This window comes from Kitasatospora sp. LaBMicrA B282 (assembly GCF_050325825.1).
In the GTDB taxonomy this organism is placed as follows: Bacteria; Actinomycetota; Actinomycetes; order Streptomycetales; family Streptomycetaceae; genus Kitasatospora.
Genome location: NZ_JBNQTI010000047.1, coordinates 23,134 through 37,187, shown reverse-complemented (window position 1 = coordinate 37,187; position 14,054 = coordinate 23,134). Strand labels below are relative to the sequence as shown.

The 14,054-nt window shown below is 69.4% G+C and carries 16 protein-coding genes; 4 read left to right on the top strand and 12 right to left on the bottom strand.

Going from position 1 to position 14,054, the window contains the following annotated elements; genetic code table 11:
- Positions 1–87 precede the first annotated feature (87 nt).
- Complete coding sequence (locus ACQRUO_RS15870; RefSeq protein WP_428316548.1) at positions 88–837, bottom strand: TetR/AcrR family transcriptional regulator; 750 nt, start codon at positions 835–837, stop codon at positions 88–90.
- 112 nt (positions 838–949) lie between these two features.
- On the opposite strand from ACQRUO_RS15870, the gene ACQRUO_RS15865 reads away from it, so the two are divergent.
- On the top strand, positions 950–2,029 hold the full coding sequence (locus ACQRUO_RS15865; protein WP_428316547.1) for an alpha/beta fold hydrolase: 1,080 nt from the start codon (positions 950–952) through the stop codon (positions 2,027–2,029).
- Between the two features lie 9 nt (positions 2,030–2,038).
- Here the strand turns inward: ACQRUO_RS15865 and ACQRUO_RS15860 are convergent, their stop codons facing one another.
- Both ACQRUO_RS15860 and ACQRUO_RS15855 read right to left on the bottom strand, forming a co-directional pair.
- Positions 2,039–2,647, bottom strand: a complete 609-nt coding sequence (locus tag ACQRUO_RS15860; protein WP_428316546.1) for an HD domain-containing protein — start codon at positions 2,645–2,647, stop codon at positions 2,039–2,041.
- A gap of 9 nt (positions 2,648–2,656) precedes the next feature.
- Positions 2,657–2,818 carry a hypothetical protein gene (locus ACQRUO_RS15855; RefSeq protein ID WP_428316545.1) on the bottom strand — a complete coding sequence of 54 codons (162 nt, stop codon included), beginning with the start codon at positions 2,816–2,818 and terminating at the stop codon, positions 2,657–2,659.
- Positions 2,819–2,881: 63 nt separating this feature from the next.
- Here ACQRUO_RS15855 and ACQRUO_RS15850 point away from each other — a divergent pair, with 63 nt between their 5' ends.
- A complete protein-coding gene (locus ACQRUO_RS15850; protein ID WP_428316544.1) occupies positions 2,882–3,448 on the top strand; it encodes a dihydrofolate reductase family protein in 567 nt (188 codons plus the stop codon).
- Between the two features lie 103 nt (positions 3,449–3,551).
- Here the strand turns inward: ACQRUO_RS15850 and ACQRUO_RS15845 are convergent, their stop codons facing one another.
- The 5 genes from ACQRUO_RS15845 to dnaB all read right to left on the bottom strand — a co-directional run bounded on the left by ACQRUO_RS15845 (position 3,552) and on the right by dnaB (position 9,572).
- Positions 3,552–4,160, bottom strand: a complete 609-nt coding sequence (locus tag ACQRUO_RS15845; protein WP_428316543.1) for an SMI1/KNR4 family protein — start codon at positions 4,158–4,160, stop codon at positions 3,552–3,554.
- A gap of 74 nt (positions 4,161–4,234) precedes the next feature.
- Positions 4,235–6,910: a KGGVGR-motif variant AAA ATPase gene (locus ACQRUO_RS15840; protein ID WP_428316542.1), complete on the bottom strand. Its 2,676-nt coding sequence runs from the start codon at positions 6,908–6,910 to the stop codon at positions 4,235–4,237.
- A gap of 5 nt (positions 6,911–6,915) precedes the next feature.
- Positions 6,916–7,332, bottom strand: a complete 417-nt coding sequence (locus ACQRUO_RS15835; protein WP_428316541.1) for a hypothetical protein — start codon at positions 7,330–7,332, stop codon at positions 6,916–6,918.
- Between the two features lie 9 nt (positions 7,333–7,341).
- The gene (locus ACQRUO_RS15830; protein ID WP_428316540.1) at positions 7,342–7,875 is read right to left on the bottom strand and encodes a LysR family transcriptional regulator; all 534 of its coding nucleotides are present in this window, start codon (positions 7,873–7,875) and stop codon (positions 7,342–7,344) included.
- Between the two features lie 83 nt (positions 7,876–7,958).
- Positions 7,959–9,572 carry a replicative DNA helicase gene (dnaB, locus tag ACQRUO_RS15825; RefSeq protein ID WP_428316539.1) on the bottom strand — a complete coding sequence of 538 codons (1,614 nt, stop codon included), beginning with the start codon at positions 9,570–9,572 and terminating at the stop codon, positions 7,959–7,961.
- A gap of 513 nt (positions 9,573–10,085) precedes the next feature.
- Here dnaB and ACQRUO_RS15820 point away from each other — a divergent pair.
- The gene (locus ACQRUO_RS15820) at positions 10,086–11,480 is read left to right on the top strand and encodes an MATE family efflux transporter (RefSeq protein WP_428316538.1); all 1,395 of its coding nucleotides are present in this window, start codon (positions 10,086–10,088) and stop codon (positions 11,478–11,480) included.
- A gap of 137 nt (positions 11,481–11,617) precedes the next feature.
- Here ACQRUO_RS15820 and rplI read toward each other — a convergent pair whose 3' ends face one another.
- From rplI to rpsF, 4 genes are all read right to left on the bottom strand, one after another.
- Complete coding sequence (gene rplI, locus ACQRUO_RS15815; RefSeq protein ID WP_428316537.1) at positions 11,618–12,064, bottom strand: 50S ribosomal protein L9; 447 nt, start codon at positions 12,062–12,064, stop codon at positions 11,618–11,620.
- Positions 12,065–12,081: 17 nt separating this feature from the next.
- The gene (gene rpsR, locus ACQRUO_RS15810) at positions 12,082–12,318 is read right to left on the bottom strand and encodes a 30S ribosomal protein S18 (RefSeq protein WP_030304537.1); all 237 of its coding nucleotides are present in this window, start codon (positions 12,316–12,318) and stop codon (positions 12,082–12,084) included.
- A 78-nt stretch (positions 12,319–12,396) separates the two neighbouring features.
- The gene (locus ACQRUO_RS15805) at positions 12,397–12,996 is read right to left on the bottom strand and encodes a single-stranded DNA-binding protein (RefSeq protein WP_428316536.1); all 600 of its coding nucleotides are present in this window, start codon (positions 12,994–12,996) and stop codon (positions 12,397–12,399) included.
- Between the two features lie 98 nt (positions 12,997–13,094).
- On the bottom strand, positions 13,095–13,385 hold the full coding sequence (gene rpsF, locus ACQRUO_RS15800; RefSeq protein WP_327067976.1) for a 30S ribosomal protein S6: 291 nt from the start codon (positions 13,383–13,385) through the stop codon (positions 13,095–13,097).
- 331 nt (positions 13,386–13,716) lie between these two features.
- On the opposite strand from rpsF, the gene ACQRUO_RS15795 reads away from it, so the two are divergent.
- On the top strand, positions 13,717–14,016 hold the full coding sequence (locus ACQRUO_RS15795; protein ID WP_428316535.1) for a hypothetical protein: 300 nt from the start codon (positions 13,717–13,719) through the stop codon (positions 14,014–14,016).
- The last annotated feature ends 38 nt before the right edge of the window (positions 14,017–14,054 follow it).

Genomic DNA, 14,054 nt, shown 5'->3' with positions numbered 1-14,054 from the left:
CCCCCCCCCCCCCCCCCCCCCCCCCCCCCCCCCCCCCCCCCCCCCCCCCCCCCCCCCCCCCCCCCCCCCCCCCGCCCGTCATTCCGGTCACACCTCCCCTGCCCCCTCGCGGCCGGCCCCCTCGCGGTCCACCAGGACCTGCACCCCGTCCAGCACCCGGTCGAGGCCGAACTCCAGCGGATCGACGGCGCTGGGCGCGAAGCCGCCCGCCTCGATCGACCGGGCCAGCGCCGGGAACCGGTGCGCCTCCCGGGCCAGCAGCTCGCCGCTGAGGCGCTCCCACTCCTCGCCGTCCTGCTGGTCGTAGTCGACCACTTCCTGGGTCAGGGTCCGCACCAGGCCGGCCACCAGGACGAAGACCCGGTGCTGGGCGGCGGCCGGCAGGCCGGTCGGCTCCAGCGCGGTGAGCGCCGCGTCCAGCCAGCCGAGCTGGTGCGGCCCCAGCAGCCGGCGCCGCATCGCGGTGGCCGCCAGCAGCCACGGGTGCGCCCGGAAGGCCCCCGCGGAGCAGCGCACCCACAACGCCAGCCGCTCCCGCCAGCCGTCACCCGCCGCCGTCACGTCGGGGACCTCGGCCAGCACCGACTCCACCATCAGCTCGACCAGTTCGGCCTTGCCCGGTACGTAGCGGTACAGCGCCATCGCCGAGACGCCGAACTCGCCGGCCACCTTGCTCATCGACACCGCGTCCAGGCCCTCGGCGTCGGCGAGGGCGACGGCGGCCGCCGCGATCCGCTGCGGGGACAGGCTCGGCTTCGGCCCGCGACTGGGCGGCTCCTGCTCGCCCCAGAGCAGCGCGAGGCCGGCGCGCAGGTCACGGGGCTTCTCCTTGGGCATCTGGCCCTCCTTCCGATGACGGCCGGCGGATGCCCGTTGACACCCACCACCAACTGTATATACCGTAAACGCATCCGCTGACGCGGTAAACAGTTTAGGGGAGAAACTCATCATGCTCGCTACGCTCGTCACCGCCTCCGTCGCCACCGCGATCGCCGCCCCCGCCGCCGGGATGCTCGGCTACCGCCGGCTCAAGCGGTCCGCCAACGCCAGGAAGCTGCGGATCACCAGCCCCAACGGGATCGACCAGTCCGGCTTCGTCCGGATCGGAGGCCTGGACCAGTGGGTCTCGATCCGCGGCGAGGACCTCGCCAACCCGGTGATCCTGGAGATCCTGGGCGGCCCCGGCGCCTCCAACCTGGTCTTCATCCCGCGCACCCGGGCCTGGGAGAAGCACTTCACCATCGTCCGCTGGGACATGCGCGGCGCCGGCCACACCTTCGCCGCCGCCCCCGCCGACCAGGGCGAACTGAGCCTGGACCTGCTGCACCGCGACGCCCTGGAGGTCACCGAGCACGTGCGCACCCGGCTCGGCGTCGACAAGCTCCTGCTGGTCGCCAACTCCTTCGGCACCGTGCTCGGGCTGCGCCTGGCGCGCAACCACCCCGAGCTGTACTCCGGTTACGTCGGCACCGACCAGAACATCATCGACGGCGGCCGGGAGCGCTCGGCCTACCACGCCCTGGTCGAGCGGCTGCGCACCGCGGGCAAGCGCAAGGAGCTGGCGGCGGTGCTCGCGATGGGCGAGTCCGACGCGACCCCGACCACCGCCCAACTCGCCGAGTACAACAAGCTGGTGCTCACCACCGACCCGCTCTCCTACGACACCATGAAGACCGTGGTGATCCGCTCGCTCTGGTTCTCGCCCCTGCACACCCTGCGCGGCCTGCGCAGCTACCTGAAGGCCATGACCTTCTCCGAGCCGCTCGCCCTGACCGCCCGCACGGTCGACGAGCGCGCCGAGGGCACCGACTTCCGGCTCCCGTTCTTCGTCTTCCAGGGCGACGGCGACGTGCTCACCCCGCCGGCCCCGGCCAAGCGCTTCTTCGACGAAGTGACCGCCCCGGTCAAGGAGTTCGCCCTGATCCGGAACGCCAGCCACTTCGCGGCCTTCCGCCACCCCGACCAGTTCCTCGACCTGATGCTCACCAAGGTCCGCCCGGCCATCACCACCACGCCGACCACCCGTTGACCCCCCACCTCACCCCGACCACCGCACCGGATACCCGGCCTGGTAGGCCAACCGCTCCTCGGCCCCCGCCGCGATCCTGGTCAACTCGTCGTCCAGCCGCAGGAACTCCTCCCAGACGGGGGCCCCTGCGGCCCGGACCAGCTCGGCCACCACCAGGTCCTCCAGCTCGGCCACCCGCTTGCCCTTCCACACCTTGTCGGCCAGGCTCACCAGCAGGTCCTCGACCCCCACGCCCGGCTCCGCCCAGGCCGCGTGCGTCCCCGCGAAACGCGCCGACTCCGGCGCCACCCCGTGCGCCAGCAGCAACTCCCGTCCCGCCTCCTCGTGCTGCGAGCCCGGCCCGGACAGCTCCGCCGGCCACACGGTCTTCCCGATGTCATGGGTCGCGGCTCCGAAGAGCACCGCCGCCCGGTCGAACCCCAGCTGCGGGCAGGCGACTTCCAGCCACTCCACCAGCTGCCCCGCCACCTCGTGCACCGCCCGCAGGTGGGCCACCAACCGCGGCGGAGCCGCCAGCTCCCCCAACAGCTCAGCCACCGCCTCGGGCAACGGCCGCAGCCCGCCCCAGGTCCGGTCCTCCGCCAGTGCGATCGACAGTACGTCCAAGCTCGTTGACATCGGCTCAGGCTACCCAGCCGGGAAGACCCGACCGAGGTGGTACCGCAGCACCGCCACCGCCTCGTCCGCCGTCCGCTGGCCCATCCGTACCGCCAGGCGGGTGAGCGCCGCGAGCAGCAACTGCTCCTTGGTGTCGAACTGCTGCGGTTCGTCGCCGCCCAGAGCGCGCACTGACGAGCTTCCCGAGCCACGCTGGTCCTTGCACCGGGACACCCACGGACGGAAGGCCGGACCATGCGGAAACTGATCTACGGCATGAACCTGACTCTGGACGGCTACATCGCCGCGGCCGGCGACGACATCGGCTGGACCGGCCCGCCGACCCCCGAGCTGTTCCAGTGGTGGCTCGACCACGAGCAGGCGAGTGCCATGTCGCTGTACGGGCGCAAGCTGTGGGAGACGATGAGCTCCTACTGGCCGACCGGCGACCAGCAGCCCGGCGCCACCCCGGCGGAGATCGAGTTCGCGCGGACCTGGCGGAACACGCCGAAGGTGGTGTTCTCCTCGACGATCGACACGGTCGACTGGAACACCCGCCTGGTCACCGGCGACGCGATCGCCGAGATCACCCGGCTCAAGGCCGAGGACGGCGGCCCGATGAACATCGGCGGCGCCACGCTCGCCGGGGCGGCCATGCGCGCCGGGCTGATCGACGAGTACGTGATCGCCGCCCATCCGGTCCTGGTGGGCGGCGGCACGCCGTTCTTCACCGCGCTGGACGGCTGGGTGCACCTGAACCTGGTGGAGACCCGGACCTTTCCCGGCGGCGTGGTCCTGACCAGGTACGAGACGCGGCACTGAGCACGGCGCCGCGTTTGTAGGTTCTCAGCCTCGATGTCATGTGACCGATTGGGCGACCTGCGCCTTCGGCCCGGTCTCAATCGGATGGCATGGCTCCGAATTCTCAGTTGCGTGACAGATCCTCTCGGCTGCGGTGCTTCCTCAGCGGGCGGTCGAGAGGCGCTCGCAAGGCGGGCGAGGTCAGTTCCAGGTCACGATTGTCGCGGCCGTCGAGCATGTGGTTGAGCCAGCGTTCGTACCAGGCCAGGAAGTCGGTGGCCGACGAGACGTTGGGGCCCCAGAAGCCGTCGGCGTTGCCAGTGACGACGCGGCCAGCCAGTGGACCGGTGATGCCGAGAAGCACCAGGTCGGCGCACCCTGCCTCGATGATGTGCAGGAAAAGGTCGCTTCGATGAGGCGGGCCGCCGGCGAGCGTGAAACCCCGAGTGCGGTTGGGCTCGCCTCTGGGGTCCATCGTGAACAGCCGACATGACTGCAGCGGCATCAGGCCGTAGAAAGGCGATGCCCCGCCCCCGCCCAGCGTGGTCAGGAAACTGCGGTAGGGATTGGGTAATTCGATGTGGTGGTCGGCCTCGAACTCAGCGACCTTCGCGTCCGGCAACGGGGGTTCGAGGCGGAACCCATGCTTCTCTTCACCGAAGGAGTGGCTTCGCAGCGCGGCATAGGGCACCATCGCCAGCTTGCGTCGGATGCGGGTAGTCCGAGACTCCATGTAAACCCCCCTCTCCTCCCACACGACGCATTTCACATGCCCTGGTCCCCTCCGTTGCAGCCAGCGATGGCTTATCACATAGCCCGAACTACCCGGGCCCTGCCATGCGTACGGAAGCCGAGTTCGTGTCGGTAAATCTCGGGCATCCGATAGCGCCCATCGGTGTCCCTAGCCAGTGCACCCCACTGTTCCAGTGCTTCGACATCGTCGGCCGTGAGTTCCACGTCTGCTGCCTCGAAGGGCATCTTGACGGAGTCCGAGAAGGTCGACATGTGTCGCAAGAGCTTCCCCAGTCGCGGATTCTCCTGGTTGATCTCCTCAACCTTCGCACGGCTGCAAGCGCCCAGAGCACGACGCATAGCCGCCGGAGTCAGTACCCGGTCCGGCCAACGCTCATCTCCCAGCGAGACATTGGCCGCCTCACGGAGGAAGCGGACGACATCGCGCGCTTGGATCTGCTCGTTGAAGTCAGCGAGGGCTGCGGGAACCCACCGTTCGGTCCACGCTTCACGGGAATTGTCGGTTCCGAGCTTCGCGCCCCACAGAGGAAGAAGCGCCTGGACGATCTCGTCGTAGCCCATGTCAGCGATAGGCCGCTCCGGGGTGACCACCGCATTGGCGCGTGTCGCCACCCACAGTGAGAGCCGAAGTGCGTCCTCAGTGCCCCAACGCAGCTCATAGGGAGAGTAGCGGTCGAGGAACTGACCAAGATTCTGCCTAATCGCCGCGCGAACCAAGTCCTGACGTACGAAGACCACGAGGCCGAGCGAGCGATTACGAAGTCGACGGAGCCAAGCTGGAACGTCGATCAGCAGCGTCCGTAGCGCGATGCGCTTAGGTTCCGTCTCCAACGACTCCAGCCAGTCCTCTAGACCGTCGATGACAAAGAGGCACGCCCTAGATGGGTCCTGAGTTCGCTCGATGAGGAATTCCTCGGCACATCCCTCCTGCTCGATACCTGCTGACAGGGCTAGGCACTCAAGCCAGCGCAACCGCCAGAACTCCGGATCGTCAGCTCGCTCGTTCCGGAGGCCGGCGTTGAGATGACTCAAGATCTTGTCTGCCGTGACACCTGACCCACCTGCGGCGCGGTCTCGGAGCTGCTGTGGCGACACCAGGCCTGCTTGTGGCTCCGTGATGTTCGCCGGGTCCAGGACAGGAACCACCATCGCGGTCCGCTCGACGCTATGCCCGTTCTCTCGGGCGAACCCTTCCCAAGACTGCTCGGCACACATCCTCGCGAAGGTGAAGGTTTTCCCCGCGCCCTTCGCGCCAACCACGACCGCCACCGGGAGGTCGGTACTGTGATCCGCAATCAGTCGGCGCACCGGCTCGGTAGTGAGAAACCCGAGGCCGGAGTCCATACCGCGCTGCTCAGCGAAGACAAGCCGACGTGCGGTGCTCTCCAGTTCACGCCGCCGGGCGTCCAACGTGGCTGGCTCCTCCGGGCTGGTTGGGGCGGCGACGCTTGGAGCGAACTCAACAAGCAAGCCCGGCAGACCACAGCGCCGAATGACCTCCACCACCGCGTCCCAGCTTTGGGGGAGCGCCAGCAACTCCTCACGGAACGGGCTTAGTACAGGCTCAGTCAGGACCTGCTCATCCACCGCCAGATCCTCCGGCGCGTACTCGTCAGCAGCTCTCCCCGCCAGGGCAATCGTGGACGACAGTGCCGCGGAGAGGCCCCTGCGGGCCTCTTCCGCATGGCTGTCGTGGACGTCGAGCCGGTACTGAGTCACAATCGCGCCGGGAGTGGGATCCGTCCCCACCACCGCAGGCGACTGCGCTCCGAGCTGCCGGATCATGGTCTCGGTGCCTTGGAGGGACTGGCTGCTCACCGTGGTGACGAAAACTCGCATCACCCGGGGATCCAGCAGGATTGGCGCTGCCAACTCCGAAGCCCCAGCCCGGAGGTCCAGTACGACAGTGTCAGCCCCAGCTGCAACGGCGAGGGCCGCTAGGGACTCACTCAGGAAGTATGGCGAACGGTCCTCGGTCAGCAGGTCGGCGGGGCCGATTCTGGGCGGGCCGAGCCGACCGCGCCGACTAGCCGGAAGGACAGTCACGCGTCCGGTCCCCGGATATCGCGAGACCCGCTGATTAGGCAGGTAGGCAGCAGCGATCTCAACCGCCTGCGTTGGATCACCCCTCTTGGAGGAGTGCAGGAGCGCTAGGACATCCTCATACGTGATGTCGCAACGGCCCCCCTGCGCCTGGTACATCCAGGTGATGCCAGGCGCTTCCAAGTCGGCATCAACGAGGAGAACGTGCTGCCCCTGAGAAGCGAGTAGGTCGGCCAGCGCTACGGCGTGCAGTGTGCGCCCCACCCCACCCTTGAACGAGTGGAAGGCTGTGAGCTGCTTATCCTCAGCAAACTGGGCCAGTTCGGGACGCGGAAGAGCCTCGCCTAGCGCCGAGGTAACACGGCGCTCGCTGAGCCTGGGACGGCGTGGGGCTACCCCGGGATCGGTTGATTCGACCAGGCGCACGGGAAGCGATTCGGAAGCGCGGCCTGTTGGGCGGTCCAAAGCGAGTTGCAGGCCCGTCTCACCCTCGGCTGCCGATCCGAGTCCGAACTGGCTGTCCAGCCACTCGCGAACCGCGTTGGTCTCGGTCCCAGGGAGGACCGATAGCTCCAGTCCATCCCACCAGGCATCGACCTCCAACAGCCACTGCGGCCACCGGCCCTCGATAGCCGCCTCAGCCAGTTGGGAGTCGATGTCGACCCAGGTGAAGAGCTTGCCAGCCATAGCGCTCAAGATCCCTTCTTGGCTTCCTTCACCAGTGACTTCAGAGCTTCCAGCGCCGTCTTTTGATCATCTGCGCGCAGTTCTGCACCATAGCGCCAAGCCTCATGCAACTGATGGCTCTCGACCCAGGTGTTGTCCGTGTGACGACGGCACCGCAACGGATCCGGCCCGGGTGCAGGGTCCTGAAGGTTCAGCGCCTTGGCCAGACGGCGCAGATCGTGCGTCCGCAGGTCATCCGGCAAGGCAGAGGTGTCCTCGCGGTGCAGAACCCAACGCAGAACCTCGGCCTTCAACCCGCACTCAGCAGCGTAGAAAAGTAGCAATCCGCTGACCGCGTTCTCTCCCGCCTGCTCGGCGGCCTCCCCCTGCTTGGCGAGCCGGTCGCGGCTCCGCCGCAACTCGCCGACCCCCACGTCAACCATCGCACCAGACTACTCACGTTCAAGGCTTCGGACCGCCCTGAGCACCATTCTGCCAAAGGGGGTCAGTGCCATGGGCCGGCCGCGTTCAGCTCTGATCAGCAACGGCCCACCAAGCTCTCGTTCGATCCGGTTGATCTGCGCGACAAGGGTGAATGTGTTGAGGCCGAGGCCGAGGCCGGTCGCTGCGGCGCCGAGGCTCGGATAGGCGGACGCAGCCGCAAATCGGCTCAGACGTTCGCTGGCTCCCTGGCCGCCGAGTGCCGGCCGGAGGACGCGGGGCGCTCGGCTGGCCTGGTCGATGGCCCGAAGTGCCTGGCTGTGGCTGGATCCTCCGCGTAGTCGCAGCGGGACGTTGTGGGTCTTGGCCCAGCGCGCCGTGTTCGCGGTGCTCATGCCCTTCTCTCGGGCGAGGTCCGGCAAGGTCCGGCGGCGGTGAACGTACTGCTCGATCAGCCAGTCCCCTTCGACCGTCCCGTGGCGCTTGTAGTCCTGCGGGCCTTCACGGAGCGCGACTTCATACTCACGTGTGAGAGCGGTCAGCACGCTGCGAGAGAAACCGGTGAGGGACCTGATGACATCGCGACTGAGAAAATGACACGGGATTTGAGAACCTACACCACGTTCGATCAGTCCCGGGTCATGTCCACGAAGCGCGAGTAGTGGCCCTGGAACGCCACCGTGATGGTCGCCGTCGGACCGTTACGGTGCTTGGCCACGATCAGGTCCGCCTCACCGGCCCGCGGGGACTCCTTCTCGTAGGCGTCCTCGCGGTGCAGCAGGATGACCATGTCGGCGTCCTGCTCGATCGAGCCCGATTCGCGCAGGTCCGAGACCATCGGCTTCTTGTCGGTGCGCTGTTCGGGACCACGGTTCAGCTGGGAGAGCGCGATCACCGGCACCTCCAGCTCCTTGGCCAGCAGCTTGAGGTTTCGCGACATGTCGGAGACCTCCTGTTGCCGGCTCTCGGCCCGCCGGGAGCCGCCGGACTGCATCAGCTGGAGGTAGTCGATGACCACCAGCTTCAGGTCGTTGCGCTGCTTGAGCCGGCGGCACTTGGCCCGGATCTCCATCATCGACAGGTTCGGCGAGTCGTCGATGTACAGCGGTGCGGCGGTGACGTCGGGCATCCGCCGGGCCACCCGGGTCCAGTCGTCGTCCGTCATGTTGCCCGACCGCATGTGGTGCAGCGCCACCCGGGCCTCGGCCGACAGCAGGCGCATCGCGATCTCGTTGCGGCCCATTTCCAGCGAGAAGATGACGCTGGGCAGTCCATTGGTGATCGAACAGGCGCGGGAAAAGTCCAAAGCCAGCGTCGACTTGCCCATCGCCGGGCGGGCCGCGATGACGATCATCTGGCCGGGGTGCAGCCCGTTGGTCAGGGCGTCCAGGTCGGCGAAGCCGGTCGGGACGCCGGACATCTGGCCGGCGCGGGAGCCGATGGCCTCGATCTCGTCGAGGGCGCCCTCCATGATGTCGGCCAGGGGGGCGTAGTCCTCGCTGGTGCGTTGCTCGGTGACGGCGTAGATCTCGGACTGGGCGGCGTTGACGATCTCGTCCACGTCGCCCTCGGCGGCGTAGCCCATGCCGGCGATCCGGGTGCCCGCCTCGACCAGGCGGCGCAGCACGGCGCGCTCGTGGACGATCTGGGCGTAGTACTCGGCGTTGGCGGCGGTGGGGACCGAGTTGACCAGGGTGTGCAGGTAGCCGGGGCCGCCGACCCGGGTGAGTTCGCCGCGCTTGGTGAGCTCGCTGGCCACGGTGATCGGGTCGGCCGGCTCGCCGCGGGCGTAGAGGTCGAGGATCGCGCTGTGGATCAGCTCGTGGGCCGGCCGGTAGTAGTCGAGCGGCTTGAGCACCTCGACGACGTCGGCGATGGCGTCCTTGGAGAGCATCATGCCGCCGAGCACGGACTGCTCGGCGGGGAGGTCCTGGGGCGGGACCCGTTCGAAGCCCTCGCCGGCGCCGCCGCGCTCGCCGTCGGCCCGGCCGTCCCGGTCGCGGTCGCGGTCCCGGTCGCCGTCGCGCTTGCGGAAGTCGCGGCCGCCCTCACCACGGCCCCCCTCGCCGCGGCCCCCCTCGCCGCGTCCGGCCTGGCCGCGGCCGCGGGAGACCGGCAGGCGGTCGCTGGGGCCGTCGGCGGGGGCGGTGGGGAAGGAGGGACCGAACGGGTCGTCGGACGGCTGCCAGTCGTCCTCCGGGGGCGGCGGGACGTCGTGGTCGTCGTACTGGGGGCCGGTCACGCGTCTTCCCCGTTCAGCGAGTGGTGCGAATGCGGTGCGGTGGCGCGGTGGCCCGGGTGGACCGCCGCCGGCCGGGCGAGCGCCGCGTGGACGGACGGGACCACGGTCCGCGCCACCTCCTTCATACGCCACCCGCCGGACAGATCGACCGCCGGGTGTGGGCACGGCGCGTCGGACGAGCGACCACGCTAAGGCGCGGGCGGGCCCAGTTCCAAGAAAATCCGACAGAGTTATCCACAGGCGATGTGGATGACGCCCCCTTCACTGTGGACAACTGCCCGAAACCTGTGCACAAGGATGGGGAAAGCCCTGTGGATAACCAGACGATCCGCCCAGTGTCAACTTGCTGACCTGCACCGACGCTATCCACCGGCTGTGCATGAGAAATACTTCACACAGTTCGCCCGGGGCCGGCCGAACCCCGAGCGACCAAGGCGCCCGCTCCCGCCCGAGCCGTCCGTAATGCCCATCATTCCTTGTACTACTTACGCCGGGCTCGTTACGGTATGCCGCATGACTGATGGCGCCCCGACCGCTCCGCCCACGCCCCGCGCGCCGGGCAGCGCCAAGCCGCAGGTCGAGCGACCGTCGGGCGCCGAGCGCCGCCGGCACGACCGGGAGATCCTCGCGCTGGCCGTCCCCGCCTTCGGCGCCCTGGTGGCCGAGCCGCTCTTCCTGCTCGGCGACTCGGCGATCGTCGGCCACCTGGGCACCCCCCAGCTGGCCGGGGTGGGCGTGGCCGGCACCGCGCTGAGCACCCTCGCCGGGCTCTTCGTCTTCCTCGCCTACGCGACCACCGCCGCGGTGGCCCGCCGGATCGGCGCCGGCGACCGCCGGGGCGCGGTCCAGCAGGGCATCGACGGCATCTGGCTCGCCCTGCTGCTCGCGGCCCCGGTGGCGCTGCTGACCGCCCTGCTGGCCCCCCAGCTGGCCCACCTGCTGGGCGCCTCGCCGACCGCCGCCCACTACGCGGTGGACTACCTGCGGATCAGCGCCCTCGGGCTGCCGCCGATGCTGATGGTGCTGGCCGCCACCGGCGTGCTGCGCGGCCTGCAGGACACCCGCACCCCGCTGCTGGTGGCGGTGGCCGGCTTCACCGGGAACCTGCTGCTCAACGTCGGCCTGGTCTACGGCGCCGGCCTGGGCGTGGCCGGCTCGGCCACCGGCACCGTGCTGGCCCAGTACGGGATGGCCGGCTGCTACCTGGCCGTGGTGCTCCGCGGCGCCCGCCGCGAGCGCGCCACGCTGCGCCCGGACGCCACCGGGATCCGGGCCTGCGCCCGGGCCGGCGGCCCGCTGCTGCTGCGCACCGCCTGCCTGCGCGCGGTGCTGGTGCTGGCCACCGCGGTGGCCGCGCGGCTGGGTGACCGCGAGGTGGCGGCCCATCAGATCGCGATGGCGCTGTGGAGCTTCCTGGCCTACGCGCTGGATGCGATCGCGATCGCCGGACAGGCGATCATCGGCCGCTACCTGGGGGCCGGCGACCGGGCCGGGGCACGGGCCCAGGCCCGGCGGATGGTGCAGTGGGGGCTGGCGGCCGGAGTGCTGCTCGGGCTGCTGGTGGTCCTCGCCCGGCCGCTCTACGTCCCGCTCTTCACCGCCGACCCGGCGGTGCGCGCGCAGCTCTCCGCGGTGCTGCTGCTGGTCGCGCTCACCGAGCCGGCCGCGGGGCCGGTCTTCGTGCTGGACGGGGTGCTGACCGGGGCCGGCGACGGCGCCTACCTGGCCCTGGCCATGCTCGGCACGCTGGCCGTGTTCGCCCCGCTGGCCCTGGCGGTGGTGCCGCTGGGCTGGGGACTGGCCGGCCTCTGGTGGGCGATGAACGCCGTGATGCTGACCCGCTGCGCCTTCCTGGTCGGCCGGCTGCGGACCGGCCGCTGGCTGGTCACCGGCGCGGTCCGGGCCTGAGCCCGCGAGCAGCGGACCGCGGGACACCGACATCGACACCGACACCGCCTGAGCCGCGAGCCCCGAGCCGTGGAAAAACGGAAGGGCCGGCCTCCCGAACGGGAGGCCGGCCCTTCGCGCAGCTGACGCGAGCGAACTCAGCCGGCGACGACGGCGACGTCGAGGTCGGCCTGGACGTCGGCGTGCAGCTTGACCGAGACCTTGTGGGTGCCCACGGTCTTGATCGGCGAGGCGATCGCGACGGCGCGCTTGTCCACCACCGGGCCGCCGGCGGCCTTGACGGCCTCGACGACGTCGGCCTGGGTCACCGAGCCGAACAGGCGGCCGGCGTCGCCGGAGCGAACGGCCAGCTTGACCTGCAGACCCTCGAGCTTGGCCTTGACCTCGTTGGCCGCCTCGATGGTCTGGATCTCGTGGATCTTGCGAGCGCGACGGATCGCGTCGACGTCCTTCTGGCCGCCCTTGGTCCAGCGGATGGCGAAGCCACGCGGAACCAGGAAGTTACGGGCGTAGCCGTCCTTGACCTCGACGATCTCGCCGGCGCCACCGAGGCCGGGGACCTCGTGGGTGAGGATGATCTTCATTCTTCGGTCACCCTCTCTTAGCGCGCGGTGCTGGTGTAGGGCAGCAGCGCCATCTCACGGCTGTTCTTCACGGCCGTGGCGACGTCACGCTGGTGCTGGGTGCAGTTGCCGGTGACCCGGCGGGCACGGATCTTGCCGCGGTCGGAGATGAACTTCCGCAGCAGGTTCGTGTCCTTGTAGTCAACGTAGTTGACCTTGTCCTTGCAGAAGACGCAAACCTTCTTCTTCGGCTTGCGAGCAGGCGGCTTCGCCATGGTGTGCTCCAAATAGGATCACGATCCGGGACCCGCACCAGGTGCGGGCGCCCCGGGTCGCACGAAATCTGTCAGCTCTTAGAACGGAGGCTCTTCCGAGAAGCCGCCACCGGACGGGGCACCCCAGCCACCGCCCTGGTTGCCGCCGGCCGGAGCGCTGGACGCCCACGGGTCGTCGGACGGGCCGGACTGGCCGCCACCGGAGTTGCCACCCCAGTTGCCGCCGCCCTGCTGGCCGCCCCAGCCACCCTGGCCGCCGCCGCCCTGCTGGCCGCCGCCACCAAAGCCGCCGCCACCGCCAGGACCGCCGGAGCGGTTGGCCCGGGTCACCTTGGCGGTCGCCGAGCGCAGGCTCGGGCCCACCTCGTCGACCTCGACCTCGAAGACCGTCCGCTTCTCGCCTTCCTTGGTCTCGTAAGACCGCTGGCGCAGTCGGCCCTGCACGATCACGCGCATGCCACGCTGCAGCGACTCGGCCACGTTCTCCGCCGGCTGACGCCAGACGTTGCACGTGAGGAAGAGGCTCTCGCCGTCCTTCCACTCGTTCGTCTGACGGTCGAAGGTGCGGGGAGTGGACGCGATGCGGAACTTCGCGACCGCCGCACCCGAGGGGGTGAAACGCAGCTCGGGGTCGTCGACGAGATTGCCGACGAGGGTGATGACGGTCTCGCCTGCCATGGTGTGCTGACCTCTCGGGAGGAGGAGTTCCGTTCAGCGATGTTTCACGTGAAACATCGGACGCGAGCCACCGGGACCTCAGTGGTCCCGAAGGTGACTCAGTGGGTGTCCGGGCGCAGGACCTTGGTCCGCAGAACCGACTCGCTCAGCGACATCTGGCGGTCGAGCTCCTTGACGACCTCAGGCGTGGCCTTGAGGTCGATGACCGAGTAGATCCCCTCGGGCTGCTTCTTGATCTCGTACGCCAGGCGACGACGACCCCAGGTGTCGATCTTCTCAACGGTGCCACCGCCGGTGCGGACGACGTTGAGGAAGTTCTCGATCAGGGGGGAGACAGCGCGCTCCTCGACCGAGGGGTCGAGGATGACCATCACCTCGTAGTGACGCATGGGTAAACCCACCTCCTTTGGACTCAGCGGCCACGGTCTCTCCGTGGCAGGAGGGTTGTACGGCGTCGGCACTGGAGCCGTGCCGACCGCGGGGAACCTCGCGGATCCACCGTAGTGACCAGGTCTGACAACGCAGGCCCCGCCAGGCCCGGGACGGGCACGGACCCGCGAGCGGGCAGGCGAGAGCACAGATGCACCAGTGCAGATCGCCCAGCCTACCCGCACCCATCCGGACGAACAAAACACCCATCGATTGCCGTGCGGTCCAGCACGGCGCAATCTGGGCAGAACGGGTTCACACATCGCGCTCGCTCCGCAGGAGGTGGGTCCCATGGCTCAGACCGTCCGCCGACTCCCCGCGTTCACCCTCAACACCGACGGCCACCCGCACCCCAGGGAGAACACCCTGGTCGGCCTGACCGTCATCCTCGGCCTGGTGGCCTTCAGCACCTCGTTCGCCCACAGCCTCCACGTGCTCAGCTCCTGGACCGGCCTGGCCGGCATCGTCACGGGGCTGTGGGGCCAGTTCATCTCGGTCACCACCGCCGAGCGGTTCGTGCTGGTGATCACGCTCGCCGCGGCGGCCTTCGGCTTCGGCGTGGGGTTGGCGCACGGCGGTCTGGTCGGTTAGCCGGCCTCCGGCGGCCGCCCGCGGTGCGGGCCGGACGG

Coding starts and splice junctions, on each gene's coding strand:
- ACQRUO_RS15870 (WP_428316548.1), bottom strand. CDS start 837: ATGCCCAAGGAGAAGCCCCGTGACCTGCGCGCCGGCCTCGCGCTGCTC.
- ACQRUO_RS15865 (WP_428316547.1), top strand. CDS start 950: ATGCTCGCTACGCTCGTCACCGCCTCCGTCGCCACCGCGATCGCCGCC.
- ACQRUO_RS15850 (WP_428316544.1), top strand. CDS start 2,882: ATGCGGAAACTGATCTACGGCATGAACCTGACTCTGGACGGCTACATC.
- ACQRUO_RS15860 (WP_428316546.1), bottom strand. CDS start 2,647: ATGTCAACGAGCTTGGACGTACTGTCGATCGCACTGGCGGAGGACCGG.
- rpsR (WP_030304537.1), bottom strand. CDS start 12,318: ATGGCGAAGCCGCCTGCTCGCAAGCCGAAGAAGAAGGTTTGCGTCTTC.
- rplI (WP_428316537.1), bottom strand. CDS start 12,064: ATGAAGATCATCCTCACCCACGAGGTCCCCGGCCTCGGTGGCGCCGGC.
- ACQRUO_RS15845 (WP_428316543.1), bottom strand. CDS start 4,160: ATGGAGTCTCGGACTACCCGCATCCGACGCAAGCTGGCGATGGTGCCC.
- ACQRUO_RS15835 (WP_428316541.1), bottom strand. CDS start 7,332: ATGGTTGACGTGGGGGTCGGCGAGTTGCGGCGGAGCCGCGACCGGCTC.
- rpsF (WP_327067976.1), bottom strand. CDS start 13,385: ATGCGTCACTACGAGGTGATGGTCATCCTCGACCCCTCGGTCGAGGAG.
- ACQRUO_RS15805 (WP_428316536.1), bottom strand. CDS start 12,996: ATGGCAGGCGAGACCGTCATCACCCTCGTCGGCAATCTCGTCGACGAC.
- ACQRUO_RS15795 (WP_428316535.1), top strand. CDS start 13,717: ATGGCTCAGACCGTCCGCCGACTCCCCGCGTTCACCCTCAACACCGAC.
- ACQRUO_RS15840 (WP_428316542.1), bottom strand. CDS start 6,910: ATGGCTGGCAAGCTCTTCACCTGGGTCGACATCGACTCCCAACTGGCT.
- ACQRUO_RS15820 (WP_428316538.1), top strand. CDS start 10,086: ATGACTGATGGCGCCCCGACCGCTCCGCCCACGCCCCGCGCGCCGGGC.